General features: G+C 72.1%; 26 protein-coding genes. 8 read left to right on the plus strand and 18 right to left on the minus strand.

What is annotated here, in order from left to right:
- Positions 1–89 precede the first annotated feature (89 nt).
- Together ACGF5O_RS00555 and ACGF5O_RS00560 are read right to left on the minus strand one after the other, a co-directional pair.
- On the minus strand, positions 90–1,094 hold the full coding sequence (locus ACGF5O_RS00555) for a zinc-binding dehydrogenase (RefSeq protein WP_393807733.1): 1,005 nt from the start codon (positions 1,092–1,094) through the stop codon (positions 90–92).
- Complete coding sequence (locus tag ACGF5O_RS00560) at positions 1,091–2,251, minus strand: mandelate racemase/muconate lactonizing enzyme family protein (RefSeq protein WP_393807734.1); 1,161 nt, start codon at positions 2,249–2,251, stop codon at positions 1,091–1,093. Before ACGF5O_RS00560 ends, ACGF5O_RS00555 begins: the two co-directional genes overlap by 4 nt.
- Before the next feature lie 201 nt (positions 2,252–2,452).
- Here ACGF5O_RS00560 and ACGF5O_RS00565 point away from each other — a divergent pair, with 201 nt between their 5' ends.
- Positions 2,453–3,322, plus strand: a complete 870-nt coding sequence (locus ACGF5O_RS00565; protein WP_393807735.1) for a hypothetical protein — start codon at positions 2,453–2,455, stop codon at positions 3,320–3,322.
- Positions 3,323–3,423: 101 nt separating this feature from the next.
- Here the strand turns inward: ACGF5O_RS00565 and ACGF5O_RS00570 are convergent, their stop codons facing one another.
- The 4 genes from ACGF5O_RS00570 to ACGF5O_RS00585 all read right to left on the minus strand — a co-directional run bounded on the left by ACGF5O_RS00570 (position 3,424) and on the right by ACGF5O_RS00585 (position 6,339).
- On the minus strand, positions 3,424–4,038 hold the full coding sequence (locus tag ACGF5O_RS00570; RefSeq protein ID WP_393807736.1) for an NAD(P)-dependent oxidoreductase: 615 nt from the start codon (positions 4,036–4,038) through the stop codon (positions 3,424–3,426).
- Positions 4,035–4,814 (minus strand): inositol monophosphatase family protein, encoded by a 780-nt coding sequence (locus ACGF5O_RS00575; RefSeq protein WP_393807737.1) that lies wholly within the window; start codon positions 4,812–4,814, stop codon positions 4,035–4,037. The genes ACGF5O_RS00570 and ACGF5O_RS00575 overlap by 4 nt, the downstream gene beginning before the upstream one ends.
- Before the next feature lie 84 nt (positions 4,815–4,898).
- A complete protein-coding gene (locus ACGF5O_RS00580; RefSeq protein ID WP_393807738.1) occupies positions 4,899–5,786 on the minus strand; it encodes a LysR family transcriptional regulator in 888 nt (295 codons plus the stop codon).
- 103 nt (positions 5,787–5,889) lie between these two features.
- Positions 5,890–6,339 (minus strand): MarR family winged helix-turn-helix transcriptional regulator, encoded by a 450-nt coding sequence (locus ACGF5O_RS00585; RefSeq protein WP_393807739.1) that lies wholly within the window; start codon positions 6,337–6,339, stop codon positions 5,890–5,892.
- Positions 6,340–6,430: 91 nt separating this feature from the next.
- On the opposite strand from ACGF5O_RS00585, the gene ACGF5O_RS00590 reads away from it, so the two are divergent.
- Together ACGF5O_RS00590 and ACGF5O_RS00595 are read left to right on the plus strand one after the other, a co-directional pair.
- Positions 6,431–7,429, plus strand: coding sequence for an NADP-dependent oxidoreductase (locus ACGF5O_RS00590; protein WP_393807740.1), 999 nt, complete (start codon positions 6,431–6,433; stop codon positions 7,427–7,429).
- 95 nt (positions 7,430–7,524) lie between these two features.
- Positions 7,525–7,944, plus strand: a complete 420-nt coding sequence (locus ACGF5O_RS00595; protein ID WP_393807741.1) for an organic hydroperoxide resistance protein — start codon at positions 7,525–7,527, stop codon at positions 7,942–7,944.
- A 171-nt stretch (positions 7,945–8,115) separates the two neighbouring features.
- Here ACGF5O_RS00595 and ACGF5O_RS00600 read toward each other — a convergent pair whose 3' ends face one another.
- Positions 8,116–9,279 (minus strand): serine hydrolase domain-containing protein, encoded by a 1,164-nt coding sequence (locus tag ACGF5O_RS00600; protein WP_393807742.1) that lies wholly within the window; start codon positions 9,277–9,279, stop codon positions 8,116–8,118.
- Positions 9,280–9,460: 181 nt separating this feature from the next.
- Here ACGF5O_RS00600 and ACGF5O_RS00605 point away from each other — a divergent pair, with 181 nt between their 5' ends.
- Together ACGF5O_RS00605 and ACGF5O_RS00610 are read left to right on the plus strand one after the other, a co-directional pair.
- On the plus strand, positions 9,461–10,315 hold the full coding sequence (locus tag ACGF5O_RS00605; RefSeq protein WP_393807743.1) for a hypothetical protein: 855 nt from the start codon (positions 9,461–9,463) through the stop codon (positions 10,313–10,315).
- A 112-nt stretch (positions 10,316–10,427) separates the two neighbouring features.
- Positions 10,428–11,219 carry an EI24 domain-containing protein gene (locus ACGF5O_RS00610; protein WP_362598716.1) on the plus strand — a complete coding sequence of 264 codons (792 nt, stop codon included), beginning with the start codon at positions 10,428–10,430 and terminating at the stop codon, positions 11,217–11,219.
- Here ACGF5O_RS00610 and ACGF5O_RS00615 read toward each other — a convergent pair.
- The 3 genes from ACGF5O_RS00615 to ACGF5O_RS00625 form a co-directional block, all read right to left on the minus strand.
- Positions 11,206–12,444, minus strand: coding sequence for a pyroglutamyl peptidase (locus ACGF5O_RS00615; protein ID WP_393807744.1), 1,239 nt, complete (start codon positions 12,442–12,444; stop codon positions 11,206–11,208). The genes ACGF5O_RS00610 and ACGF5O_RS00615 overlap by 14 nt on opposite strands.
- Before the next feature lie 276 nt (positions 12,445–12,720).
- Positions 12,721–13,695, minus strand: coding sequence for an aldose epimerase family protein (locus ACGF5O_RS00620; RefSeq protein ID WP_393807745.1), 975 nt, complete (start codon positions 13,693–13,695; stop codon positions 12,721–12,723).
- Positions 13,696–13,745: 50 nt separating this feature from the next.
- Positions 13,746–14,639 (minus strand): SGNH/GDSL hydrolase family protein, encoded by an 894-nt coding sequence (locus ACGF5O_RS00625; protein ID WP_393807746.1) that lies wholly within the window; start codon positions 14,637–14,639, stop codon positions 13,746–13,748.
- Between the two features lie 252 nt (positions 14,640–14,891).
- On the opposite strand from ACGF5O_RS00625, the gene ACGF5O_RS00630 reads away from it, so the two are divergent.
- The gene (locus tag ACGF5O_RS00630; protein WP_093503479.1) at positions 14,892–15,386 is read left to right on the plus strand and encodes a DUF3145 domain-containing protein; all 495 of its coding nucleotides are present in this window, start codon (positions 14,892–14,894) and stop codon (positions 15,384–15,386) included.
- A 208-nt stretch (positions 15,387–15,594) separates the two neighbouring features.
- On the opposite strand, the gene fabF is transcribed toward ACGF5O_RS00630, so the two are convergent.
- From fabF to fasR, 5 genes are all read right to left on the minus strand, one after another.
- Positions 15,595–16,857: a beta-ketoacyl-ACP synthase II gene (gene fabF, locus ACGF5O_RS00635; protein WP_393807747.1), complete on the minus strand. Its 1,263-nt coding sequence runs from the start codon at positions 16,855–16,857 to the stop codon at positions 15,595–15,597.
- An 85-nt stretch (positions 16,858–16,942) separates the two neighbouring features.
- Positions 16,943–17,191 carry an acyl carrier protein gene (locus ACGF5O_RS00640; RefSeq protein ID WP_046425089.1) on the minus strand — a complete coding sequence of 83 codons (249 nt, stop codon included), beginning with the start codon at positions 17,189–17,191 and terminating at the stop codon, positions 16,943–16,945.
- 89 nt (positions 17,192–17,280) lie between these two features.
- The gene (locus tag ACGF5O_RS00645) at positions 17,281–18,312 is read right to left on the minus strand and encodes a ketoacyl-ACP synthase III (protein WP_393807748.1); all 1,032 of its coding nucleotides are present in this window, start codon (positions 18,310–18,312) and stop codon (positions 17,281–17,283) included.
- A gap of 17 nt (positions 18,313–18,329) precedes the next feature.
- The gene (locus ACGF5O_RS00650; protein WP_393807749.1) at positions 18,330–19,250 is read right to left on the minus strand and encodes an ACP S-malonyltransferase; all 921 of its coding nucleotides are present in this window, start codon (positions 19,248–19,250) and stop codon (positions 18,330–18,332) included.
- 89 nt (positions 19,251–19,339) lie between these two features.
- Positions 19,340–20,545 carry a fatty acid biosynthesis transcriptional regulator FasR gene (gene fasR / locus ACGF5O_RS00655; RefSeq protein WP_393807750.1) on the minus strand — a complete coding sequence of 402 codons (1,206 nt, stop codon included), beginning with the start codon at positions 20,543–20,545 and terminating at the stop codon, positions 19,340–19,342.
- Between the two features lie 73 nt (positions 20,546–20,618).
- On the opposite strand from fasR, the gene ACGF5O_RS00660 reads away from it, so the two are divergent.
- Positions 20,619–21,272, plus strand: coding sequence for a pirin family protein (locus ACGF5O_RS00660; RefSeq protein ID WP_393808382.1), 654 nt, complete (start codon positions 20,619–20,621; stop codon positions 21,270–21,272).
- A 196-nt stretch (positions 21,273–21,468) separates the two neighbouring features.
- Here the strand turns inward: ACGF5O_RS00660 and ACGF5O_RS00665 are convergent, their stop codons facing one another.
- Positions 21,469–22,293: a serine hydrolase domain-containing protein gene (locus ACGF5O_RS00665; RefSeq protein ID WP_393807751.1), complete on the minus strand. Its 825-nt coding sequence runs from the start codon at positions 22,291–22,293 to the stop codon at positions 21,469–21,471.
- Positions 22,294–22,312: 19 nt separating this feature from the next.
- Positions 22,313–22,783 carry a GNAT family N-acetyltransferase gene (locus tag ACGF5O_RS00670; RefSeq protein WP_393807752.1) on the minus strand — a complete coding sequence of 157 codons (471 nt, stop codon included), beginning with the start codon at positions 22,781–22,783 and terminating at the stop codon, positions 22,313–22,315.
- 97 nt (positions 22,784–22,880) lie between these two features.
- Here ACGF5O_RS00670 and ACGF5O_RS00675 point away from each other — a divergent pair, with 97 nt between their 5' ends.
- Positions 22,881–23,348 carry a MerR family transcriptional regulator gene (locus tag ACGF5O_RS00675; protein WP_393807753.1) on the plus strand — a complete coding sequence of 156 codons (468 nt, stop codon included), beginning with the start codon at positions 22,881–22,883 and terminating at the stop codon, positions 23,346–23,348.
- A gap of 108 nt (positions 23,349–23,456) precedes the next feature.
- On the opposite strand, the gene ACGF5O_RS00680 is transcribed toward ACGF5O_RS00675, so the two are convergent.
- Positions 23,457–24,305: a DUF4429 domain-containing protein gene (locus ACGF5O_RS00680; protein WP_393807754.1), complete on the minus strand. Its 849-nt coding sequence runs from the start codon at positions 24,303–24,305 to the stop codon at positions 23,457–23,459.
- Between the last annotated feature and the right edge of the window lie 8 nt (positions 24,306–24,313).

Genomic DNA, 24,313 nt, shown 5'->3' on the forward strand with positions numbered 1-24,313 from the left:
TCGGACAAGGTTCGCGGCTCGGGGCAGAGAAAGACTTTGGTGGTACGCCGGCCACGGCGAGGTCAGGTCACGCCGCGGCCGGCGTACGCCTAGGGGCGGAGCAGCACCTTGCCCACCTTCGGATCACCGGCCCCCACCAGCTCGATGGCGTGCGGGAACTCGGTCAGCGGAAGCTCGTGCGTGACCAGCGGCAACGGGTCGAGGAGGCCGGCCGCGAAGACGCGGACCGTGTGCGACCAGGCGTCCGGCGGTGCCCCGAAGACGGTGTGCACCTCCAGCTGCCGTACGACGAGACCGGTCGGGTCCAGGCCGTCGGCGCCCGCGGCCGGGATCCCGGTCAGGACCAGGCGTCCGCCGCGCCTGAGCAGGGAGGCGGCGGTGCGCGCGGCGGACGCGGACCCGGCGGTCTCGATGACCACGTCGAAGTCGTCGGGCAGTTCCTGGTCCCTGGTACGGAAGTCGGTGGCCCCGAACGACCGGGAGAGCGCCTCGCGGTCGTTCCTGGTCCCCACCACCAGCAGCTCGCCCGGCGAGATCGCGCGCAGGAACTGCACGGCGAACATCCCGAGCGTCCCGGTGCCGACCACCGCGACCCGCTCGCCCGGCTGGGCGTTGCCCTTGAGTGCGGCGGCCGCGATGCAGGCGGCGGGCTCGAGGAGGGCCGCGGCGGTGAGGTCGGCGTCGTCCGGGAGGGCGTGCAGCAGCCGGGCCGGGAGGGTCAGGGTGGCGGCCATGGCGCCCGGCTGGGTGAAGCCGGTCTCCTCGTAGCCGTCGGTGCACAGGGTGGTCTCCCCGGCGTGGCAGCGGTCGCACACCTGGCAGTTCCGGAACCCCTCGCCGACCACCTTGCGGCCGACCAGCGAGGCGGGCACCCCGGCGCCCACCGCCCGTACCGTCCCCGACCACTCGTGGCCCGGCGTCAACGGGTACCGGACGTACCCCTCGGGCCGGTTCCCCTGGTACACCTCGCGGTCGCTTCCGCAAATCCCGACCGCGTGCACGGCGACCAGCGCCTCGCCCGGACCCGGCTCGCGAGGCGTGTGCTCCTCGACCCGCTGGACGCCCGGCGCCTCGACGACGACCTGGGAGCTCACTTCGAGGTCCCCTTCGGCTTGCGCTGCTCCCAGCCCTCGGCCCACAGGTCGAACCGGGCCTGCTGCTGCGGGAACTCGGCCGCCGCGTCGGCGTCGAACTCGACCCCGAGGCCGGGCTTCTCGGACAGGTGGAAGTACCCGTCCACGACCTCGGGCGCGCCCTTGACGATCTTCTTGATCTCGGCGTCGGCGAAGTCGTTGAAGTGCTCCAGGATCTTGAAGTTCGGGGAGGTGAACCCGACCTGGAGGGAGGCGGCGGTGAGCACGGAGCCGCCGACGTTGTGCGGGGCGACCAGCACGTAGTGCGCCTCGGCGGTGGCGGCGAGCTTCCTGGTCTCCCAGATTCCACCGATATGGCCGACGTCCGGCTGGATGACGTCCACGGCCTGGCTCTCGAAGAGCTCGCGGAACTCGATGCGGTCGTGGATGCGCTCACCGGTGGCGACCGGGATGTCCACCTTGGCGGCGACCTTCTCCAGCGCCTTCAGGTTCTCCGGCGGGCACGGCTCCTCCAGCCAGGCCGGCTTGAAGGGCGCGAGCTCGTGCGCCAGCCGTACCGCGGTGGAGGGCGAGAACCGGCCGTGCATCTCCAGCATCAGCTCGGCGTCCGGCCCGATGGCGTCCCGCACGGCCTCGATGAGCGACACGGCGTACAGGGTCTGCTCGTGGTCCAGCTCGAAGTGGCCGGTGCCGAACGGGTCGATCTTCAGCGCCTTGTACCCGCGCTCCATGACCCCCTGCGCGGCCTTGTGGTAGGCCTCCGGGGTCCGCTCGGTGGTGTACCAGCCGTTGGCGTACGCCTTGACCTTGTCGGTCACCTTCCCGCCGAGCAGCTGCCACACGGGCACGCCCAGCGCCTTGCCCTTGATGTCCCAGCAGGCCATCTCGATCACGGCGATCCCGGACATGACGATCTCACCCGCCCGGCCGTAGTCGCCGTACTTCATCCGGCGCACCAGGTCTTCCACCGCGAACGGGTCCGAACCGAGAATGTGGTTGGCCTCGGCCTCCCGCAGATAGCCGATCAGCGCGTCGGTGTGACCGAGCATGCGGGTCTCGCCGACTCCCGTGATCCCCTCGTCGGTGTGCACCTGGACGTACGTCAGGTTGCGCCACGGCGTCCCGACCACGTGTGTGCTGATTCCGGTGATGCGCACGGCAGTTGCCCCTCAGCTGTTCGAGATTTCGTCACACGTTCGAAATGCTGGCGTGACAGTAAGGACGGGGCGGCAGGGGTGTCAATGGGTCGAACAGGTAACGGTTTCGGCAAGGCTTGCGATAGGTTTTTCGGTCCCCCACAGAACCTTCACAGGGCTGGCTGGTTAAGTGACTCGTGGGGAACTTAGTCTTCCCGCGTCATGGACTACTGCTACCCGTGCCGACGGCACCTCAACGGCGCCCTCGCCTGCCCGGGGTGCGGCACCGCCGCCGAAACGCTACGCGCGTCAGCGCCGCGAGCGGCCACCTCCGCACCGGCTGCGTCCGGTGAAACCCCGTACACGGAGCCGCGGTTCGCCGGCGGAGGGTACGACCACGACCCGGCGGACACCGAGGACGCACAGGGCGCCGAAGACGTCGAGGCCGAGGCCGAGGACGGCGGAGTGCCGGCGGGCGGCCGGGCCGACCGGCGGCGGGCGGCGCGCGGGCGCGGCGGCCGGAGTCGAGGGCAGGCCGCCGAGAGCCTCGCCGAGGATCCCGAGGAGCCGCTGTCCGCCTCCGACGGGAGCCGTCGCGACCGCAAGGCCGCGGCCCATCGCCGAAGGCGCCGCAGGGTCCTGCTGGTGGCCGCGGCGTGCGTACTGGCGGCCGGCGGCCTGAGCCTCGCCGAACTCGGCACGGACGCCATACCGTTCACCAGCCCCGGCCCGGCCTCGGCGGGCGGCGACACGACCGACGGCGGTACGTCGACGTCGTCCCCCGGCACGACGGCCCAGCCCCTGGGCGACACGTCCGGCGCGAAGGGAAAGCCCGGCTCCGCCTCCGCCGACCCCTCCGCGTCCCCGTCCCCCTCCTCGTCGAAGGACAAGGCGTCCGACTCCCCGTCCCCCTCCTCCTCGAAGGACACGGACGCCCAGTCGGCGACGACGGACCCGGTCACCGGCAAGCCGACGGCGACGGCGACCTCCACGGCGGGCTCGACCCCGACGGCGACCCCGACGACGTCGGACCCCTCCGCGTCCCCGTCCCCGAGCAAGACGTGCACACGGTTCCTGTGGTGGTGTTCGTAAGCGGGCGTCGCGCCCCTCAGGGGCGCGGGGAACTGCGCGACCAGCCCCCACCCACCCGCACCCGAACCGTCCACCGAAGCAAACCCGGCAAACCCCCTCCCTCAGTCCACCGGAATCACCGTCCGCCCCGGATGACTCCCGCTCTCGGCCTCGTCGAGCATCGCCGCGGCGACCGTGGCCCGTCCCACCTTCGCCGGGAAGTACCTCCTCGGCGCCTCCTCCACGCCGAGCGTGCGCCGGCTCGCGCTCAGCGGTGTGTCCGCCAGCGGGCCGGCGTGGAACACCGTGCCGCCGGAGCCGGTCACCACCTCGCACGCCGTCACCCGGTCGTTCATCTCGGACTTCATGAACGTCCGCAGCAGGTTGCGGGTGAACCCGCCGGCCGCCTGCGCGGTCGCCCCGGTGCCGAAGGCGCCGAGCCAGATCACCCGGGCGCCCGCGTCGACGGCCGCCCGCGCGCCCGCCGTCAGGACGCCCGGCCCGCTGCCGCCGCTGATGCCGAGCCCGGACAGCACGGTCGTGCTGTCCCGCAGCGCATCGGCCAGCCGTGCCGCGTCGAGCACGTCCGCGGCGATCCGGGTCAGCCGGGTCCCGTCCGGCACGGAGATCCGCCGCGGATCGCGTGCGACGGCCACCACCGTGTGGCCGCGTTCGAGGGCCTGCCGGGTCAGTTGCAGCCCCGTACCGCCCGACGCGCCGAGGATCGTGACGTTCATGACGCGACGGCGTTCAGGACGGCGCGGGCGGCCTCGTGGAGGCCGGGCGCGGCGATCAGGACGTCGGTGCTGCCCGGCCGCCACGGCTTCCCGCGCAGGTCGGTGACGGTTCCGCCGGCCTCGGAGACCAGCAGCGCGCCGGCCGCGACACCCGGCAGGTCGGGCTCGTACTGCCAGAAGACGTCGTACTGTCCGGAGGCGACGGCGAGCAGCGGGAACGTGGTCGGGATGGTGTTGCGCACCAGCAGGGACACGCCCATCAGCGCGGCCACCGCGTCACCGAAGCGCCGGTTGGCCTCCGGGTCTCCCGGCGCCTGGCTGGCCGTGACGACCGCCGCGTCCAGGCTCTGCTTCTCCGACACGCGCAGCCGCACCCCGTCGAGGAAGGCGCCCCCGCCCTGTACGGCGGTGTAGGTCAGGTCCGGCACCGGCATCCGTACGACGGTCAGCACGGGGACGTTGTCCCGGATCAGCGTGATGTTGACCGACCACTCGGGCAGCCCGTGGACGTGGTTGACGCCCCCTTCGATCCCGTCGGTCACCCACCACTCGCCCCCGGGCAGGTCGCTGCCCTCCAGCTCGTCGCCGACCCAGCCGGCGCCGGGCCGCAGTTCGCGCAGCGCGGCCTCCAGGTACTCGCTGGTGCCGCCCTCGATCCGCCGGCCGAAGGCGTACATGTCGGCGCGGCTCTTCGGGCGCGCCTCGGTCGAGTAGGTCTTCAGCAGCCGCTCGCCCGCCTCACGGGCGATCTCGACGACTTTCTCCAGTAGCTCCACGGGTTTTCCTCCCCTTCGCGGGTGTTGACACCAGTGAAGGGCCCAGCCGTTGTTGCGTCCAGTGCAACGTTCTCAACTCTGGATTTACCGAGACGCAATCAATGCCTTGACCTGCTCCCGCAGCCACCGGTGGGCGTGGTCGCCCTCGTAGCGCTGGTGCCAGGCCGCGATCAGCGGGACGGGTGCCACGGTCACCGGCAGGTCCGTCAGCCGCAGTCCCTGCCGCGCGACGGCTTCCGCGCACATCCGCGCCGGCACGGTCACCAGCACGTCGTTGCTCCGCGCGAAATCCAGTGCCGCCGTCGTCGTCGGCACCGCGGCCACCGTGCGGCGCCGCAGGCCGTGCTCCTGAAGGGCCTCGTCGACCGGATCCCGCAGGCGGCCCCGGCGGGAGACCAGGACATGGCCGGCCGCTGCGTACTGCGCGAGGCTCAGGCGACCGCCCGGCAGGCCCTCGGGGACGGCGACCATCAGCCGGTCCTCGCCCAGCGTCTGCGAGCGGATCTCGGGGGCGGCCGGCTCGGTGGCGCCCACCTCGATGTCCACCTGCCCGTGCCGCAGGTCGTTCGTGTCCGTACCGGACTCGGCCAGGAACCGCAGCCGCACGCCGGGCGCATGGTCCCGTACGGCCTTCAGGAGCCCGGGGCCGATCGCGGTGGTGACGGCGTCGTGGAACTGCACGGTGAACGTCCGGTCCAGCGTGGCCAGATCCAGCCGCCGCTGCGGCGCCAGCAGTCCCTGCGCCTCCTGCACGAGCCGGTGCAGGTCCGCCCGCACCGCCAGCGCGTACGGCGTGGCGGTCATCGTCCGTCCGGTGCGCACCAGGATCTGATCGCCGGTCAGCCGCCTGATCCGCCCCAGACTCCGGCTGACCGCGGGCGCCGAGAGCCGGAGCCGGTCGGCCGCCCCCGTGACACTCCCCTCCTCCAGCAGCGCGTCGAGTACCGTCAGGAGATTGAGATCCATCTGCATCCGGCGACTCTAGGGTCACGCGGCTGGGCAGCGCCCCCGAAGGGGCGCGGGGAACTGTGCGACCAGCCCCCACCGGCCCGCGGCGAACGGACCAGCGGGCCCCTCAGCCGGTCAGCATCCTGCGCAGCAGGTCCCGCAGGGACAACCGCTCCTCGTCCGACAGCCCCGCCAGTGGCTCGCGCGCGAAGCGCAGCCCCTCGCGCAGGTCCCGGGCGACCCGGCGCCCCTCGTCCGTCGCCGCGGCCAGCTTCACCCGGCGGTCGGCCGGGTCGGGCCGCCGCTCCACGAGCCCGCGCGCCTCCAGCCGGTCCACGATCCCCGTCACGTTGGACGGCTCGCACTTCAGCTTCTGCGCCAGCTTCCGCATCGGCAGCGGCTCCAGCGAGAGCAGGCTGAGCAGCCGCGCCTGCGCCCCGGTGAGCGTGTGCTCGCCCGCCGCCTCCTCGTAGTCCGCGTAGAAACGGGCCACGACGTCCCCGATGAGCTCGACGACCTCCAGGGTCAGGGCGTCGGGGCGGCGGGTCTGCGCTGGGGTGGACCGTGTGGACGACATGCGCTCCAGGGTACCGCGTTACTTGACATCATGAAATATTCAGGAGCATGGTTGTTTCAGGTACTGAAGTAATTTCGGAAAGGCGCACGTCATGATCAACCGCGAGTGGCACCTGCAGAGCCGTCCCGTCGGCTGGCCGAAGCCGGAGGACTTCGCCCTGGTCGAGACGGAGGTGCGGACGCCGGGCGAGGGACAGGTGCTGGTACGGAACAAGTACCTCTCCGTCGACCCGTACATGCGCGGCCGGATGAGCGCCGCGAAGTCGTACGCCGCACCCTTCGAGCTGGGCAAGGTCATGCAGGGCGGCGCGGTCGGCGAGGTCGTCGAGTCGAACGCCGAGGGCATCGCGGTCGGCGACCACGTCCTGCACTTCTTCGGCTGGCGCGAGTACGCCGTCGTGGACGCGAAGAACGCGGTCAAGGTGGACGCCGGTGCCGCGCCCCTGTCGACGTACCTCGGCGTCCTCGGCATGACCGGTCTCACCGCCTACGCGGGCCTGCTGCGCACCGCCTCCTTCAAGGAGGGCGACTCCGTCTTCGTCTCCGGCGCGGCCGGCGCGGTCGGCAGCCAGGTCGGCCAGATCGCCAAGCTCAAGGGCGCCTCCCGGGTGATCGGCTCGGCCGGCTCCGACGAGAAGGTCAAGCTGCTGGTCGAGGAGTACGGCTTCGACGCGGCCTTCAACTACAAGAACGGCCCGGTCGGTGAGCAGCTGCGCGCCGCCGCGCCCGACGGTGTGGACGTCTACTTCGACAACGTCGGCGGCGAGCACCTCGAAGCGGCCATCGGCCAGCTGAACCAGGGCGGCCGGATCGCGGTCTGCGGCATGATCTCCGTCTACAACAACACCGAGCCCGCCCCCGGCCCGAAGAACCTCGCCCGCCTCATCCAGACCCGCGGCCGGATCGAGGGCTTCCTGGTCGGCGACCACTACGACCTGCAGCCGCAGTTCGTGGCCGAGGTCGGCCCGTGGGTGGCCTCCGGGCAGCTGAAGTACCGCGAGACGGTCGTCGAGGGCATCGAGAACAACGTGGAGGCGTTCCTCGGGGTCCTGCGCGGCGACAACACCGGAAAGATGATCGTCAAGCTGTAGGTCTGTCTGCCGTTTCCGGCATGCGGTAACTTCTTTCCGAAACCGTCGTCGATCGTGGGCGCGAGTCGCGGCGGACCGAGGAGAGAAGAATCCGCATGCCCATTCAGCAGTCCGACGTCCTCTACACCGCCGTCGCCACCGCCGAGAACGGCCGCGACGGCCGGGTCGCCACCGACGACGGCCGGCTCGACGTCGTCGTCAACCCGCCGAAGGAACTGGGCGGCAGCGGGGCCGGGACCAACCCGGAGCAGCTGTTCGCCGCGGGGTACGGCGCGTGCTTCCAGGGGGCGCTCGGTGTCGTCGCCCGGCAGGCCGGGATCGACGTGTCCGGGTCCCGGGTGACCGCGAAGGTGGGGCTCGGGAAGAACGAGGACGGGTTCGGCCTCATCGTCGAGATCTCGGCGGAGATTCCGGGCGTCGAGGAGGGGGTCGCCCGTGACCTCGTCGAGCGGGCGCACGGGGTCTGCCCGTACTCGAAGGCGACCCGCGGGAACATCGGCGTGACGCCGGCCTGACGTTCGTCGTTGGCGCTGTGCGGAGGCCGCACCCTTGGACGTGGGGTGCGGTCTCTCGTCTGCCGGGTGCGGATATGACGCCGGGTGCGGGTGCGTGGGGGCTGCTCGCGCAGTTCCTCCCCCAGCCTTCGGCCGGGGGTACCCCCAGCGCCCCTGAAGGGGCGCGTTCAGCTAAAGGGGCGCGTTCAGTGCTGCCTCGTGCACCGCCCTCGCGAGCCGGTCGTTCTCCGGGGCCGCGCCGCCCGGGAAGGCGAACCGGCGGCGGGTGTAGCCGTAGGCGACCCCGCTGCGTGGGTCGGCGAAGGCCTGGGAGCCCGCTGCTCCGCTGTGGCCGATCGTGCCCGCGCCGAGGAACGGGTGCCAGGTGTCCGCGGTGGCCTGGAAGCCGAGGCCGTACGACTTGTGGGCGCGGGCCACCAGGTCGTAACCGACCGAGTGGAACTGGCCGAACTCCGCCACCGTGTCCTCCTTCAGCAGCGGGGCCTTGCCGTCGACCTCGCTCAGCAGGGCCGCGTACATGCCGGCCAGGCCGCGCGCGGACGCCACCCCGCCGAAGGAGGCCGGGCCCTTGGCGCGGACCAGCCGGTCGTTCGGGAGGGCGGTCAGGTCCGTGGGCTCGGCCGGGTGCCTGTTGAAGGCGATCCCCGCCAGGGTCTGCGGGCCGGACGGGACGGAGTCGAGCAGGGCCTGCTGCTCGGCTGTGGGCCGCATCGGCAGGGTCGTGCGGAAGCGCGGCTCGTGCGCGGCCGGCAGGCCCAGGAAGAAGCCGAGGCCGTACGGCGCCCGGACCCGCTCCTCGTACACGTCCTGGAGCGTACGGCCGGTCGCCCGCCGTACCACCTCGCCGGTGAGGGCCCCGATGACGAGGGCGTGGTAGCCGAAGGCCGTGCCGGGGCGCCAGAACGGCCGCTGGTCGGCGAGGCGTTCGGCCATCGCGCGGTCGTCGGTCAGCTCCTGCCGGCCGAACCCGGTGTCGGTGCCGACCAGACCCGCCCGGTGCGCCAGCAGCTCCCGCAGGGTCAGCGTGCCCTTGCCCTCCGCGCCGAACTCCGGCCAGTAGTAGGTGACTTTACGGTCCAGCTCCAGCGTGCCGTCCTGCACCAGCATCGCCACGACCAGGTGCGCCGCGCCCTTGGTGGACGAGAACACGCCGTACAGGGAGTCCCCGCCGGCCCCCTCGCCCGCCCACAGGTCGACGACCCGCCGGCCGTGGACGTACGCACACAACTGCCCCTCGTAATCGGCCGGCTCGCCCGCGACGAAGGCGGCGAACTCGTCGCGCACCGTCTCGAAACCCTCCGCGACCGTGCCCTGGACGGTGATCTCCTGCGTCATCCGTTCTCCTCAACCGAGCCGCCGGGGGGCAGCTCCCACTGTGAACAACGCCCTACCCACCTGGGCGACCTACCCGTTCCTGGGATCGGTACGGCGAGATGTACCTGTTCGACTCAACCGGGGCATGCTGAGGGCGGACACACCGCGGAGAGAACCCACAGCGGCGGGAGGGCCCCGGCCCATGGCGACGATTCCCTCACTTCCCGGCAGGGCGGACGTGCTGCGCATGGCCCGCAGCACCACCGACATCACCGGCCAGCTCCTGGACACCGCCCAGAACCTCACGAAGATCGCCGTCAACACCCTGGACCCACGCGAGGGCTCGGCCCCCGAACTGCTGCGCGTCCTGCGCCGGACGACCGCGGAGCTGGCCGAGGCCAGTGCCGCGCCGGGGGCGCAGGAAGCCTTCTACCGCGTCGTGGAGACCCTCACCCGGCTCGGCACCAGCGGCGCCCCGCTCGCAGGCCACCCGGTGGCCGAGCCGCTGCTGACGGCCCTCAGGGACGGCCTGCTGCCGCTGCTGGACGCGGTGGAGCCGGCGGTGGAGGAGTTCGCGGCGGCGCTCCGCGAACTGGCCGAGGCGCTCTCCCCGCTGCTGCCGCCGGCCGCGGGCGGGGCGGCCGGCGTCCTGCTGGCCCTCACCCCGCTGCTGCGCACCGCGGCCGAGGTCCTGCGGGACTCCGCCCCCGAACTCCACCGCATCGCCGACGCCGTCACCTCGGCCGTGGCCCCGCTGGTACCCCTCCAGGTGGCCCTGGCCGAACGGGTGACCGCGGCGGGCGCGGGCGTGGTCCGCGCCGCGCTGCCGCCGCTGGCCGACCTGACGGAGGCGGCGGCGAGGACGGCCGGGGCGGTGGGCCCGGCCCTGATCGCCGCCGAGGAACTCGCCGTGACCGGGCTCGAACGCCTCCAGCCCCTCCTGCTGGCCTCCGCCGCCCGCGCGGGCCGGGTGGCCCGGGCCACGGCGGTACGGGCGTCGGCGGCGGTCAGCCCGGCGGCGGACCGGGGGGTGGTGGTGGCGGTGACCCCCGCGTGAACGCTCCGCTGGCAGGGCCGAGATGCGTTGTCCCTCGTCTGCGGCCGAGTGGGGGCTGGTCGCGCCGTTCCTCGCGCCCCTTCGGGGCCCGGGCCCCGGTAAAGTTTTGGCCATGCGTGATCTCGGGGTGGGTTTCGGTTATCTCCTCAAGGGCCAGCGGTGGGTCGGGCGGCACGGCAGGCAGTTCGGGTTCGGTCTGCTGCCCGGTCTGATCACCCTCGTCCTCTACGCGGCGGCCCTGGTCGCCCTCGCGATATGGGGAGCGGACTTCGTCGCCTGGGCCACGCCGTTCGCCGACGACTGGTCCAGCCCCTGGCTCGGCCTCTTCCGCGGCTTCCTCACCGCCGTCCTGTTCGCCCTCGGCCTCCTCGGTGCCGTCCTCACCTTCACCGCGGTGACGCTGCTGGTCGGCCAGCCGTTCTACGAGAGCCTCTCCGAGAAGGTCGACGCGGACGTCTCGCCCGACGGCACCGCGCCCGAGTCAGGGCTGCCGTTCTGGCGCGAGCTGTGGATCTCCGCCCGGGACAGCCTGCGCGTCCTGCTCCGGGCCGGCCTCTGGGGCGTCCTGCTCTTCGCCCTCGGCTTCCTGCCCTTCGTCGGGCAGACCGTCGTACCGGTCGTCGGCTTCTTCGTGACCGGGTTCTTCCTGACCGAGGAACTCGCCGCCGTCGCCCTCCAGCGCCGGGGCGTCGACCTGCGGGCCCGGCTCGCCCTGCTCCGGTCCCGCAAGACCCTGGTGTGGGGTTTCGGTACCCCGCTGGGCCTGGCCTTCCTGGTGCCGTTCGTCGCGGTGTTCCTGATGCCGGGCGCGGTCGCGGGCGCCACCCTCCTCGCCCGCGACCTGCTGGGCGAGGAGACGGCCGAGGAGGACGAGCGGGCGGACGAACCCGTCAGTTCCTCCTGAGGCCCGCGTCCGCCGCCACGGTCAGGATCGCCCGCACCTGGTCGATGATGTCCACCCGGTTCCGCACGAACTCCGGGTCGGTCACCTGCGTCGTGTTCCCGGCACCGAACTGCAGCACCGGCGTGTGCACATGCCCGCCGGGCAGGGTGTCGTGCAGCCCTAGCCGGTCGCGCAGCAGCGTGGCCCGGTAGGCGATCTCGTTGGACAGGTAGTCCCCGCCGCCCCCGGCCCGCGCGGTGGACCCCGCGGTCGGCCCGTCCGCCCGTACGACGGGGTCGGTACCGCCCGCCGGGATCTCGGTCACCTCGGTGTGGTCGTACACCGGGAACCGCCCGGTGTCCGCCGCGGTGATCGCGGCGTACGGGAGGGTGGTGGTCGTCCACTGGGGCTGCGAGGCCGGGTCGGTGACCGGGACGGTCCCGGTCCGGCCGATGTTCTCGTTGTCCGGGAACCCGCCCCGCCAGGCGCCGTTCGTCCGCTCCACGTCGAACCGCCCGACCCGCCCCTGGCTCACGGTCGTGAACAGGTCCACCTTCGGCAGGTACGGCCGGAGCGTCCGCTCCACGGTGCCCGCCGCGAAGTCGTCCCACCGCACCGGGAACACCGCCGTCTCCACCCGCGCGGGTCCCTCGGCGGTCTCGATCACGGTCCCGTCGAGGGCCAGCGCGCTCGCCCCGGACGGGTTGGAGATCCGGATGTCCCGGTCGAGGGTGAACGGGTCGAACCCGGTGACGAGGATCCGCCGGACGCCCTTGCCGGGGTAGCGGATGTCCGTCTGCCCGCGCGAGGTCCGCTCCAGCACGTCCAGCAGCGCCGTCCGCTGCCGCTCGCTCACCCCGAACCCGGGCTCCCAGGTGCGCACCTGGCGGGTCATCCCGAGCCGCGCCCAGTACAGCGGCCGGTCGTCGTCCCGGCTCAGGTCGCCCCCGGCCGGCCCGCGGCCCTGCGCCCGGTCCACGGCCCGCCGCCACAGCGCCGACCCCTGCCGTTCCACGGCCTGCCGGGCCTGTGCGTAGGAGTGCGCGGTCGCCAGCGCCCGGGCGAACCCGGTTGCCACGGTGTCGAACCCGGACCGCCGGAGTATCTCCTGCGGCACCGGCTGGTCGAGCCGCTGTTCCTCGACGGTGGGGGAGGGGGCGGTGGCCGCGTGCGCGGCGGTGGGGACGAGTGCTCCGGCCAGCAGCACGATGCCGAGAACGCCCGTCCGAACACGTAGGGAAGTCAAGGGGGTTGGCCTTCCGTCGCAGTGGGGTGCGTGGTGCCGATCGGGCGCAGTATCGCGTGTGGGCCGCGATGTGGTCTACGCCATCGGCCGCCACGGCCCCCGCGGACGTTTGTGAAGGGTTCGTACGAGATCGTTGCGACGCGCCCGATGACCGGCCGTCCTCGGACAGCCGCGGCTAAGGTCGGAGCGGGACGCGTCCCCCTTGAGCAGCCCCGGTCCGGGACCTGACCCCTGGACCGGGGCTTGCGCGTCGGCGGACGGCGTCGGCGGGTGCCGTCAGTCCCGTACCCCGAAGCCGTACACCGTCTCCGAGCGGTAGGTCGCGCCCGGGTCCAGCCGGGTGCTCGGGAAGTCGGGGCGGTTGGGGGAGTCCGGGAAGTGCTGGGTCTCCAGGGCGACGCCGTCGCCGGGGGCGAAGGGGCCGGCCAGGTGCTCGGCCGTGTAGAGCTGGATGCCCGGTTCGGTGGTGGCCACGGTGAGGGTGCGGCCGGACGTCGGGTCGTACAGCTCGGCGATCTCCACCGGGGTCCGGGTCACCCCCTTGTCGAGGACGAGGTTGTGGTCGTAGCCGGAGCCCACCTTGCGGGCCGCGCGGAAGTCGAACCGGGAGCCCGAGACGTCCGCCGGCACCCCCGTCGGAATCAGGTCCCCGTCCACGGGGGTGTAGCGCGAGGCCGCGATCCGCAGCTCGTGGCCGCCCGCGTTCCCGGAGCCCGCCAGGTTGAAGTAGCTGTGGTTGGTGAGGTTCACGACGGTCGGCGCGTCGGTGACCGCCTCGTAGGCGATGTGCAGGGTGCCCGACCCGTCCAGCGTGTACGTCACGGCGAGCTCCAGCCGCCCCGGGAACCCCTCCTCCCCGTGCGGACTCACCCGGGTCAGCCGCACCCCGTGCTCGACGGGCGCCACCTCCCACACCCGCTTGTCGAAGCCGCGGGCGCCGCCGTGCAGGGAGTTGGGCGCGTTGTTCGGCTCCAGGGCGTAGGTCACGCCGTCCAGCGGGAAACGGGCGTGCGCGATCCGGTTGGCGTACCGGCCGACCAGGGCGCCGAAGTAGGGCCCCGGGTGCTCCAGGTACCCGTCCAGACCGGCGAACCCCAGCACCACGTCCGTCGTCCGCCCCTCCCGGTCCGGGACCTCGACCGACTGCACGATCCCGCCGTACGACAGCACCCGGACCCGGGTGCCCGCGCGCTCCAGCGTCCAGCGGTGCACTTCGGTGCCGTCGGGAAGTGTGCCGAAAAGTTCGTTCATGGGGAAACCCTAAGCCAGGGGTCTAGTCCACCTGTTCCAGCCCACTGGTTCTAACCCTCCTTCGCGGTGACGGCCCGGTAGGCGATGGCGGCGAGTCTGGACTGGCCGTCGGTGCTCGGATGGAACCAGTCCCAGTGGCTCAGCTGATCGGTGCCGAACCGGTACGCGTACACCGCCCCGCCGTCGAACCGGCACCGCCGGTCCTTGGCGCAGACCTGCTCCAGCACCTTGTTGTAGTCCTCGACCCGCTGCTGGACCTTGTCCCGGCGCACGGTCGCCGCGCTGGTCAGATCGTCCGCGTCGGACAGCATGGACGGGCAGATGCCCAGCTTCCACACCTGCTTGCCCAGCGGGTTGGTCCGCCCCTCGGACCACAGCCGCTTCAGGTTCGGCACACTCGCCACGTACACCTGCGTCTTCGGCAGCGCCTTGCGCAGGGTGCCCAGCGCGTCCTCGAACCCGCTGCGGAAGTCGGCCACCGAGGTCATCGCCCGCACCGACGTACGACAGGCGTCGTTCGCCCCCACCATCACCGTCACCAACTGCGGCTTCCGTACCACCGCGTCGGCCATCTGCGCCGGCAGGTCGGCCATCCGGGCGCCGGTCTCCGCGTAGTTCCAGCTGTGGTCGGCCGCCCGGGCCCGCCCCAGCAGCCGCACCGCCAGACTGTCCACCTGCTCACTGGTGCCGGTCGCCCAGGACACCTCGGGGCAGTCCGAGAGCACCGTGCAGGCGTCGAAGCCGCGGGTGATGGAGTCGCCGACGGCCGCGATCGAGGCGGGGCTGCGGTCCCACACCTGCACGGTCCGCGCGGCCCGCGTCTTCTCGCTCCCGGTCGCGCCGGAGGAACCGCCCAGCGCATCGCACCCGGCCACCCCCAGCGCGGCGGTGACGGCGACGGCGCCTGCCAGGGCACGCGAACGCCGGCGTCGCTGCTTGCGCATACCCCGTAGGTCCTCTCCGTTTGCCCGATCGTCCCCCGTAATGACAACGCACGGGAGTTCCCGGCCCGCGCCGTGCAACGGACCACCCCGGTACAAGCGTCCCCCTGGGTGAATGGCGGGGGTTTCCTGGCTGTGGGACCGACGGTACGTCACACTCCTTGCGCCACCGCACGGTAGCCTCGCCATCAACGCGGCCGTCGTGTCACTGCCGCCAGCCAGCCAGCAAGATGTCCGCTCAGCCCGGAGGTTCCGGTGACGACACGTGGAGTTCTGTACGTGCACTCCGCGCCCCGCGCGCTGTGCCCGCACGTCGAGTGGGCCGTCGCCGGGGTGCTGGGCACGCGCGTCAACCTCGACTGGATCCGCCAGCCGGCCGCGCCCGGCACCTGGCGCTCCGAGTTCTCCTGGCAGGGTGAGGTCGGCACGGCCTCCAAACTCGCCTCCGCGCTGCGCGGCTGGCACCTGCTCCGCTTCGAGGTGACCGCCGAGCCCTGTGCGAAGGCCGAGGGCGAGCGCTACAGCTGCACTCCCGACCTCGGCATCTTCCACGCGGTCACCGGGATCCACGGTGACATCCTCATCCCCGAGGACCGCCTGCGGGCCGCCCTGACCCGATCACAGCGCGGCGAGACGGCCCTGGAGGCCGAGATCGCCAAGCTGCTGGGCAAGCCGTGGGACGACGAGTTGGAGCCGTTCCGCTACGCGGGCGAGGGCGCGCCGGTCCGCTGGCTCCACCAGGTGGTCTGACCCGCCGTCTGCCGACTGCGGCGCCGTCGTGGCTTGTCGCGCAGTTCCCCGCGCCCCTAAAGGGGCGCTCGGCAGCGCCCCTGCTTTTGCTTTTAGGGGCGCGGGGAACTGCGCGAACAACCCCCACCGGCGGTCGGCCGACAACGAATGCCTGTGGCCCGGACTCCATCCAACGGAGTCCGGGCCACAGGCGTTAAGTCGGCGTTTCTCAGATCGTCCGGAACGCAAGGACCACGTTGTGGCCGCCGAACCCGAACGAATCGTTCAGCACGGCGATCCTGCCCTCGGGCAACTCCCTCGCCTCGCCCCGCACCACATCCGCGTTGACCTCGGGGTCGAGCTCGTCGAGGTTGATGGTCGGCGGAGCCGTCCGGTTCACCAGCGCGAGGATCGACGCGACGGTCTCGATGCCGCCCGCACCACCCAGCAGGTGACCCGTCATCGACTTGGTCGCGGAGATCGCCATGTGGTCGACGTCGTCGCCGAACACCTTCCGCAGCGCCTTGATCTCGGCCACGTCACCCTGCGGCGTCGACGTCGCGTGCGCGTTGACGTGCACGATCTCGGCCGGCTTCAGATCCGTGTTGTCGAGCAGGTTCTGCAACGCGTGCGCGATGCCGTTGCCCGACGGTTCCGGCTGGGTGATGTGGTGCGCGTCGGCCGAGATGCCCTGGCCGACCGCCTCCGCGTAGATCCGCGCCCCGCGCGCCTTCGCGTGCTCCTCGGACTCCAGGACGATCACGCCCGCGCCCTCGCCGAGGACGAAGCCGTCACGGCCGGAGTCGTAGGGACGCGACGCACCCTCGGGGTCGTCGTTGTTCTTGGACATCGCCATCATGTTGCCGAACGCCACGATCGGCAGCGGGTGGATCGCCGCCTCGGTGCCGCCGGCCACGACGACGTCCGCACGGCCGGTGCGGATCATCTCGATGGCGTACCCGATGGCCTCGGCGCCGGAGGCGCAGGCCGACACGGGCGTGTGCACACCGGCCCGCGCACCCAGCTCGATACCGACGTTGGCGGCCGGCGAGTTGGGCATCAGCATCGGCACGGTGTGCGGGGAGACACGGCGTACGCCCTTCTCCTTCAGCACGTCGTACTGGTCAAGCAGGGTCGTCACACCGCCGATGCCGGAGGCGATGACGGCGCCGACCCGGTCGGGGTTGGCCGCCGCGTCCTCACCGGCCCTGGCGGTGAAACCGGCGTCCTTCCAGGCCTCCTTGGCGGCGATCAGCGCGAACTGCGCCGACCGGTCCAGCTTGCGGGCCTGCGGACGAGGGATGATCTCGCCCGGTTCGACGGCGATCTGCGCCGCGATACGGACGGGCAGCTCGGCCGCCCACTCCTGCTCCAGGAGGCGGACGCCGGACTTGCCGGCGATCAGCGCCTCCCAGAACGAAGCTGCGTCGCCACCCAGCGGTGTGGTTGCGCCGATACCGGTGACGACCACGGTGCGATTGGTCGGGCTCACGGGAATTCTTTCTCCAACGGATACGGGATTCGACGGCGCCACCGCCGGGTGGCGGGGCATTGCAGCCAGAGGCTAGTTAACTGCCTCAGGCCTGGTGCTTGAGGATGTAGTCGGTCGCGTCGCCGACGGTCTTGAGGTTCTTGACGTCCTCGTCCGGGATCTTGACGTCGAAGCGCTCTTCGGCGGCGACGACGACCTCGACCATGGACAGCGAGTCGACGTCCAGGTCGTCGGTGAAGGACTTGTCCAGCTGGACGTCCTCAACCGGGATGCCGGCGATCTCGTTCACGATCTCGGCGAGACCTTCGACGATCTCTTCCTGAGTGGCGGCCATGTCAGGCGCTCCTTCTTAGATGTTCCAGACGGTTGCTGCGGTACTGCGGACGGCGACCCGTTCCGGATGCATGATCCGGCACGGAGTGCCTAGGGGAGGGTAACGACAGTGGCGGCGTAGACGAGACCCGCCCCGAACCCGATGACGAGTGCGGTGTCGCCGCTCTTCGCCTCACCGGTCGCCAGGAGCCGCTCCATAGCGAGCGGGATCGAGGCGGCCGAGGTATTGCCGGTGGTGCGGATGTCACGGGCGACCGTGACGTGCTCCGGCAGCTTGAGAGTCTTCACCATCGAGTCGATGATCCGCACATTGGCCTGGTGCGGGATGAAGACGTCCAGGTCGTCCGCGCTGATCCCGGCCGCGTCCAGCGCCTGCTGAGCGACCTTCGCCATCTCGAACACGGCCCAGCGGAACACCGCCTGGCCCTCCTGCGTGATCGCCGGGAACTTGACGTTGCCCTGGCTGTCCAGCGGAAGCTCGGCCTTGTCACCGAAGTGGAGCCGGTCCCACGGCACGGTCTGCTTGATGGTCTCCGACTTGTCGCCCTCGGAGCCCCAGACCGTCGGGCCGATCGCCGGCTCCTGCGAGGGGCCGACCACGACCGCGCCGGCGCCGTCGCCGAACAGGAAGGCGGTGGCCCGGTCCTCCAGGTCGGTGAGGTCGCTGAGCCGCTCCACGCCGATGACGAGCACGTACTCGGCGGAGCCCTCCACGATCATGCCCTTGGCGAGCGTGAGGCCGTAGCCGAAGCCCGCGCAGCCGGCCGAGATGTCGAAGGCGGCGGCCTTGGCCGTGCCCAGCTTGTCGGCGATCTCGGTGGCGACGGCCGGGGTCTGGCTGAAGTGCGAGACCGTGGAGACGACCACGGCGCCGATCTGCTCGGCGGAGATGCCCGCGTCGGCGATCGCCTTGCCGGAGGCCTCGACGGACATCGCGGCGACGGTCTCGTCCGGGCCCGCCCAGTGCCGGGTCTCGATGCCGGAGCGCGACCGGATCCATTCGTCGGACGAGTCGATCGTCTCCAGGATCACCTCGTTGGGCACCACGCGGGTCGGGCGGTAGCCGCCGACGCCGAGGATGCGCGCGTACGGAGCACCCTTGCTGGGCTTGATCTTCGACATCGCTGTGCGCTCCTAGTTCAGCTGTGCTCGGCGATGAGCTCGCGGGCCGCGTCGAGGTCGTCGGGGGTCTTCAGGGCCAGCGTCTTCACGCCGGGCAGGGCGCGCTTGGCCAGGCCGGTCAGGGTGCCGCCGGGGCACACCTCCAGGAGGGCGGTGACGCCGAGCTCCTTGAAGGTCTCCATGCACAGGTCCCAGCGGACCGGGTTGGCGACCTGGCCGACGAGCCGCTCCACGATCTCGGCGCCGGACGCGACGGTCTGCCCGTCCTTGTTGGAGACGTAGGTGAACTTGGGGTCGAGCGGGGCGAGTTCCCCGGCCGCCTCGGCCAGCTTCTCGACCGCGGGGCCCATGTGGTGCGTGTGGAAGGCACCGGCGACCTTGAGGGCGACGACCTTGCGGACGCCCTCGGGCTTGTCCTCGTTCAGCGCGGCGAGCTGCTCCAGGGTGCCGGCCGCGACGATCTGGCCCGCGCCGTTGATGTTCGCCGGGGTCAGGCCGAGCTTCTCCAGGTGCGCGACGGAGACGTCCGGGTCGCCGCCGAGCAGCGCCGACATGCCGGTCTCGGTGATCGCGGCGGCCTCCGCCATCGCGAGGCCGCGCTTGCGTACGAGGGCCAGCGCGGCGGTGTCGTCCAGGACGCCCGCGAACGCGGCGGCGGTGATCTCACCGACGCTGTGCCCGGCGACCGCGCCCGGTGCGATGCCGGCCATGTCACCGAGTGCCGCGCCGGAGACGAGTCCCGCGGCGACCAGCAGCGGCTGCGCGATCGCGGTGTCGCGGATCTCGTCCGCGTCGGCGTGCGTGCCGTAGTGCACCAGGTCGAGGCCGATGGCGTCCGACCAGGCACGCAGACGGTCCTCGACACCGGGAAGGTCGAGCCAGGGGGTCAGGAAGCCAGGGGTCTGGGCGCCCTGGCCGGGAGCGACGAGTACGAGCACTCTCACACTCTCTCTTGGGGACGGCCACGGCCGCCCGTGGGGACAGGGACGAAGAACACGAGGGGGTTTTGTAGGCCCCCGACAAAATCCTATGACTGGGGATCTCCATCGACCAGACGCCCCAGGATCAGCGCGATCCGCAGTGTGAAGGCGGATCGTACATCGGACGGTGACCACCCGGTGACGTCAGTCACACGTCGGAGCCGGTAGCGCACGGTGTTCGGGTGAACGAAGAGCATGCGGGCGGCACCCTCCAGGCTGCTCGCCTGTTCCAGATAGACGCTCAGTGTTTCCAGCAGCGCCGAACCGGCTTCTTCCAGTGGTCTGTAGATCTCCTCCACCAACTGCTCGCGTGCGCTCGGATCGCCCGCGATGGCGCGCTCCGGCAGGAGATCGTCCGCCAGCACCGGGCGCGGCGCGTCCTGCCAGGCGGAACAGGCCTTCAGCCCGGCGGCGGCGGCCTGCGCGGACCGGGTGGCCGCCAGCAGGTCAGGCACCACGGGACCCGCCACGACCGGCCCGGCGGCGTACGGCCCGATCAGCGACTTGGCCACGGCCAGCGGATTGTCGTTGCCGCCCGCGATGACGACGAGGCGGTCCCCGAGCACCCCGGTCAGCACCTGCAGCTTGGCGTGCCGGGAGGCCCGCCGGATCGCCTCGACGGTCAGCTCGCTGTCCCCGTCGGGCGCGGTCCCGAGCACGACGCACACGTTGTCCGGCGAGTTCCACCCGAGCGCCGCGGCCCTGCTCACCGCCCCCTCGTCGGCCTCGCCGCTCAGCACGGCGTTGACGACCAGTGACTCCAGCCGGGCGTCCCAGGCACCGCGTGCCTCGGCGGCCTGCGCGTACACCTGGGCGGTGGCGAAGGCGATCTCACGGGCGTACACGAGCAGCGCCTCGCGCAGCACGCTCTCGTCGCCGGGCGCCGCCACCTCGTCGATGGCGCTCTCCATGACCTCGATGGTGGTCCGCACCATCTCCACGGTCTGCCGCAGCGTGATCGCCCGGGTCAGCTCGCGCGGCGCGGTCCCGAACACGTCCGTCGAGATCGCCTGCGGGGCGTCCGGGTGCCGGAACCACTCGGTGAAGGCCGCGATGCCCGCCTGGGCGACCAGCCCGATCCAGGAGCGGTTCTCCGGGGGCATGGCCCGGTACCACGACAGGGTCTCGTCCATGCGTGCGATGGCCTGGGCGGCGAGACTGCCGGACGACTTCTCCAGCCGCTTCAGGGTCGCGGAGTGGGGGTGGACCTTCTGAGCCGAGGGGTCGGACTTGCGCGTTACGGGTTCGGGCACGGGGACAAGACTGCCTTATCCGGACGGGAGCCTGCGCCGCCGGGTGCCGACTGCGGTCTACCGTGGTGCCGTGATGGACGTACGGCGCGCGGCGCAGCGCTATCCGGGGGGCGACCCGGCGACCGGCATCGAGTCGTGGCACGCCTTCTCCTTCGGCCCGCACTACGACCCCGACAACCTGCGGTTCGCGGCGGTCCTCGCCTGCAACGAGGAGCGGCTGGCACCGGGCGCCGGCTTCGACGAGCATCCGCACAGCCACACCGAGATCGTGACGTGGGTGGTCGAGGGCGAGCTCACCCACCGCGACTCGGCGGGCCACGAGACGGTGGTCCGGCACGGGGACGTCCAGCGCCTCAGCTCGGCGGGGGGCGTCCGCCACGTGGAGCGCAACGACGGGCCGCTGCCCCTGACCTTCGTCCAGATGTGGCTGGCCCCGGTGCGGCCCGGCGGCGAACCCTCCTACGACATCGTCCGCGGCATCGCCGACTCCACGCCGTACGCGGTCCCGGAGGCCGCCGCGATGCTGCACGTGCGCCGCCTGGGGGCGGGGGAGCGGACGGCGGTGCCGGACGGGGCGTACGTGTACGTCCATGTCGTGCGGGGCGAAGCCCGGCTGGGGGAGGAGGAGTTGGGGCCGGGGGACGCCGTACGGATCACCGACGCGAAGGATCTGGAGGCGTCGGGGATCTCCGACGCGGAGTTGCTGCTGTGGGAAATGGCCGGGTAGCGGCGGCCGTCGCCCGTCCGCGGGCCGGTGGGGGGCTTGTCGCGCAGTTCCCCGCGCCCCTGAAAGACCAGAAGCCTAGCTGCGGGCAGTCGTGCCTCCCCCAGTGCCCGAAAGGCCTGGGGGGACCCCCAGGCGGCACGGGTGGGCGCGGCGGCACCCGGCCAGCGCCGGTGAGCGTCCCCGCCCCCGGCCCACCTCAGCCGCGCAGCTCCGCCAGCACCGCGTCCGTGAGCACCGGCCACGCCTCGACCGCCCAGGGCCCGAACGCCCGGTCCGTCAGAGCGACGCACGCCGCACCCGCGTCGGGGTCCACCCACAGGAACGTGCCCGCCTGCCCGAAGTGCCCGAACGTCCGCGGCGAGGACGAAGCCCCCGTCCAGTGCGGCGACTTGGAGTCGCGGATCTCGAACCCGAGCCCCCAGTCGTTCGGGTTCTGGTGCCCGTACCCCGGCAGCACGCCCTTCGTCCCCGGGTACTGCACGCTCAGCGTCGCCTCCGCCACCGTCCGCGGATCCAGCAGCCGCGGCGCCTGCAGCTCGGCCGCGAAGCGGAGCAGGTCCGAGACGGACGACACGCCGTCCTTCGCCGGCGACCCCTCAAGCGACGTCGCTGTCATGCCCAGCGGCTCCAGCACCGCCTGCCGCGCGTACTCGGCGAACGGCATCTCCGTCGCCTTGGCGACATGCTCCCCGAGCACCTCGAACCCCGCGTTCGAGTACAGCCGCCGGTCCCCGGGCGGCGCCATGACCCGGTGTTCGTCGAAGGCCAGCCCCGAGGTGTGCGCGAGCAGGTGCCGTACCGTCGCTCCGTCGGGCCCCGCCGGCTCGTCGAGCTCGACCGCCCCCTCCTCGTACGCGACGAGCACCGCGTACGCCGCGAGCGGCTTGGTGACGGAGGCCAGCGGGAAGCCGTGTCCGACCGGCCCGTGGGCGCCGAGGACCGTCCCGTCGGTGCGTACGACGCCCGCCGCGGCGGTGGGCACGGGCCAGTTCTCGATCGACGCGAGGCTGTTCAAGGACATGCCCACGACCCTAAGCGGCTCAGAGCCGCAGCATCATCGTGGGGTCCGGCTTGTGGGCGAAGCCGAGCGCCGCGTAGAGCGGCTCGGCCTCCGGGGACGCGGTCAGCATGACCTGCCCCGCACCCCGCTCGCGGAACCACGCCAGCAGCTCCTCCATGCACGCGCGCGCGTACCCGCGCCGCCGGGCGTCCGGGTCGGTCGCCACGCTGAAGACGTACCCGGAGCGGCCGTGCGGGCTGCCCGCCTTGCCGATCCGGTAGTCGACGGTCCCGGCGACCAGCGCCGCCAGCGTCCCCGGCCGGTCCGGATGGTCGACGACGAACGCGGCGAAGTCCCCGTCCGGCTCACCCAGCCGTTCCTCCAGCGCGGGCCGCGCCTCGGCGTGCCATCCTGTGGAGCTGTCCCCGCCGGGCAGCGCGTCGATCATCACCTGGCGCAGCCGCAGCACTTCCGCCGCGTCCTCGGCCGTGGCACGGCGTACGAGACTCATGCCCCGCACGCTAGTCACCGCCCGGCCCGCGCGTCGCGTGTATTTCTTACCGGGTTCCGCTTGCTTCGAGTGCACTCCAAGGTCTTAGCGTGGGCCCATGACGGTGATGCAGACCACGACCGCGGCCCCCACCGAGCAGCCCGACATCGCGCCCGCCGACATCTGTTCCGCGCCGCCCCGGCGCCATCCGCGCCCCGAGGGCCAGGACCGCTACACGATCAGCGAGGTCGTCGCCTTCACCGGCCTGACCGCCCACACCCTGCGCTGGTACGAGCGGATCGGCCTGATGTCCAGCATCGACCGCTCGCACACCGGCCAGCGCCGCTACAGCAACCGCGACCTGGACTGGCTGGACTTCGTGACCAAGCTGCGCCTGACCGGCATGCCGGTGGCCGACATGGTCCGCTACGCGGAACTGGTACGCGAGGGCGAGACGACCTACCCCGAGCGCCGCGAGCTCCTCGAACAGACCAGAAGAGACGTCGTGTCCCGCATCGCCGAGCTGCACGACACCTTGTCGGTCCTGGACCGAAAGATCAGCTTCTATGAAACAGGCGGCAACTGAAAACGCCCTTCGCCACGGCGCCCCGTCAGGGGCGCGGGGCTGTATTCGATGTGCGGCTGCCGCCGCGTGGGCGCGACCAGCCCCACGCACCCGCACCCGAAAGAACCGCTAAAGCTCCGCCAGCAACTCGGCCTTCTTCGCGGCGAACTCCTCATCGGTGACCAGCCCCGCCTGGTGCAACTCCCCCAGATGCCGAATCCGCTCGGCGATGTCCGCGGGGTCACGGCGCCCCGTCGGCACCGGCACCGCGGCGGCCCCCTTGGCCCGCAGGGCCTCCAGCACGGCCGCCGCGAACGGCAGCGACTCGTGCACCGGGCCGTACCCCAGCCCGAACACCACCGTCGCCGGATCCTGGTCGGGCTGCGTCGGCTGCGCCCCCGCGAGGTCCCGCCGCAGCAGTCGCAGATGCCCCTCGAAGACCTCCGGCGACCGCCACTCCACACCGCCCAGGTCGGCGACGGCGAAGCTCTGGTCGCCGGCCTTCCACTTCGCCGTGGACGCGCCCGTCCACGACCACCGGAAGTGCACGGCCCTGCCGTCGAAGCTCGCCTTCCCGTCGTACGCCTTGAACTGCCGGGGTCCCTCGGGCGCGGCGACCAGGAACCTCTCGGCCGGTCCGGACGCGGTGAGCAGCGGGCGCAGTTCGTCGGCGTAGTACTCGGCGAGGGTCGCCCGCTCGGCCGGGACCACCAGGCGGTACGGGTCGCTGCCGTCCTTGAGCTGTCCGGCCGCCGCCTCGAGGAGCGGGTCGGCACCGGGGCGCGGCTCGGCCCTCAGGACGACCGTGCCCCGCTTCCCGGGCGTGAGCGTCACGCCCTCCAGCGCGGCCAGCGGCACCCGGCGTTCGCCCAGGCTCTGGAACAGCTTGGGTGTTCGAATCCCCCGTTCGTAACGGATGAGCACGGAGTCGGACTCGAACTCCCAGGCGGCATGAAATCCGGCCAGTACGTCACCCATGCGGCTCA

This window comes from Streptomyces sp. NPDC048291 (assembly GCF_043201715.1).
GTDB lineage: Bacteria > Actinomycetota > Actinomycetes > Streptomycetales > Streptomycetaceae > Streptomyces.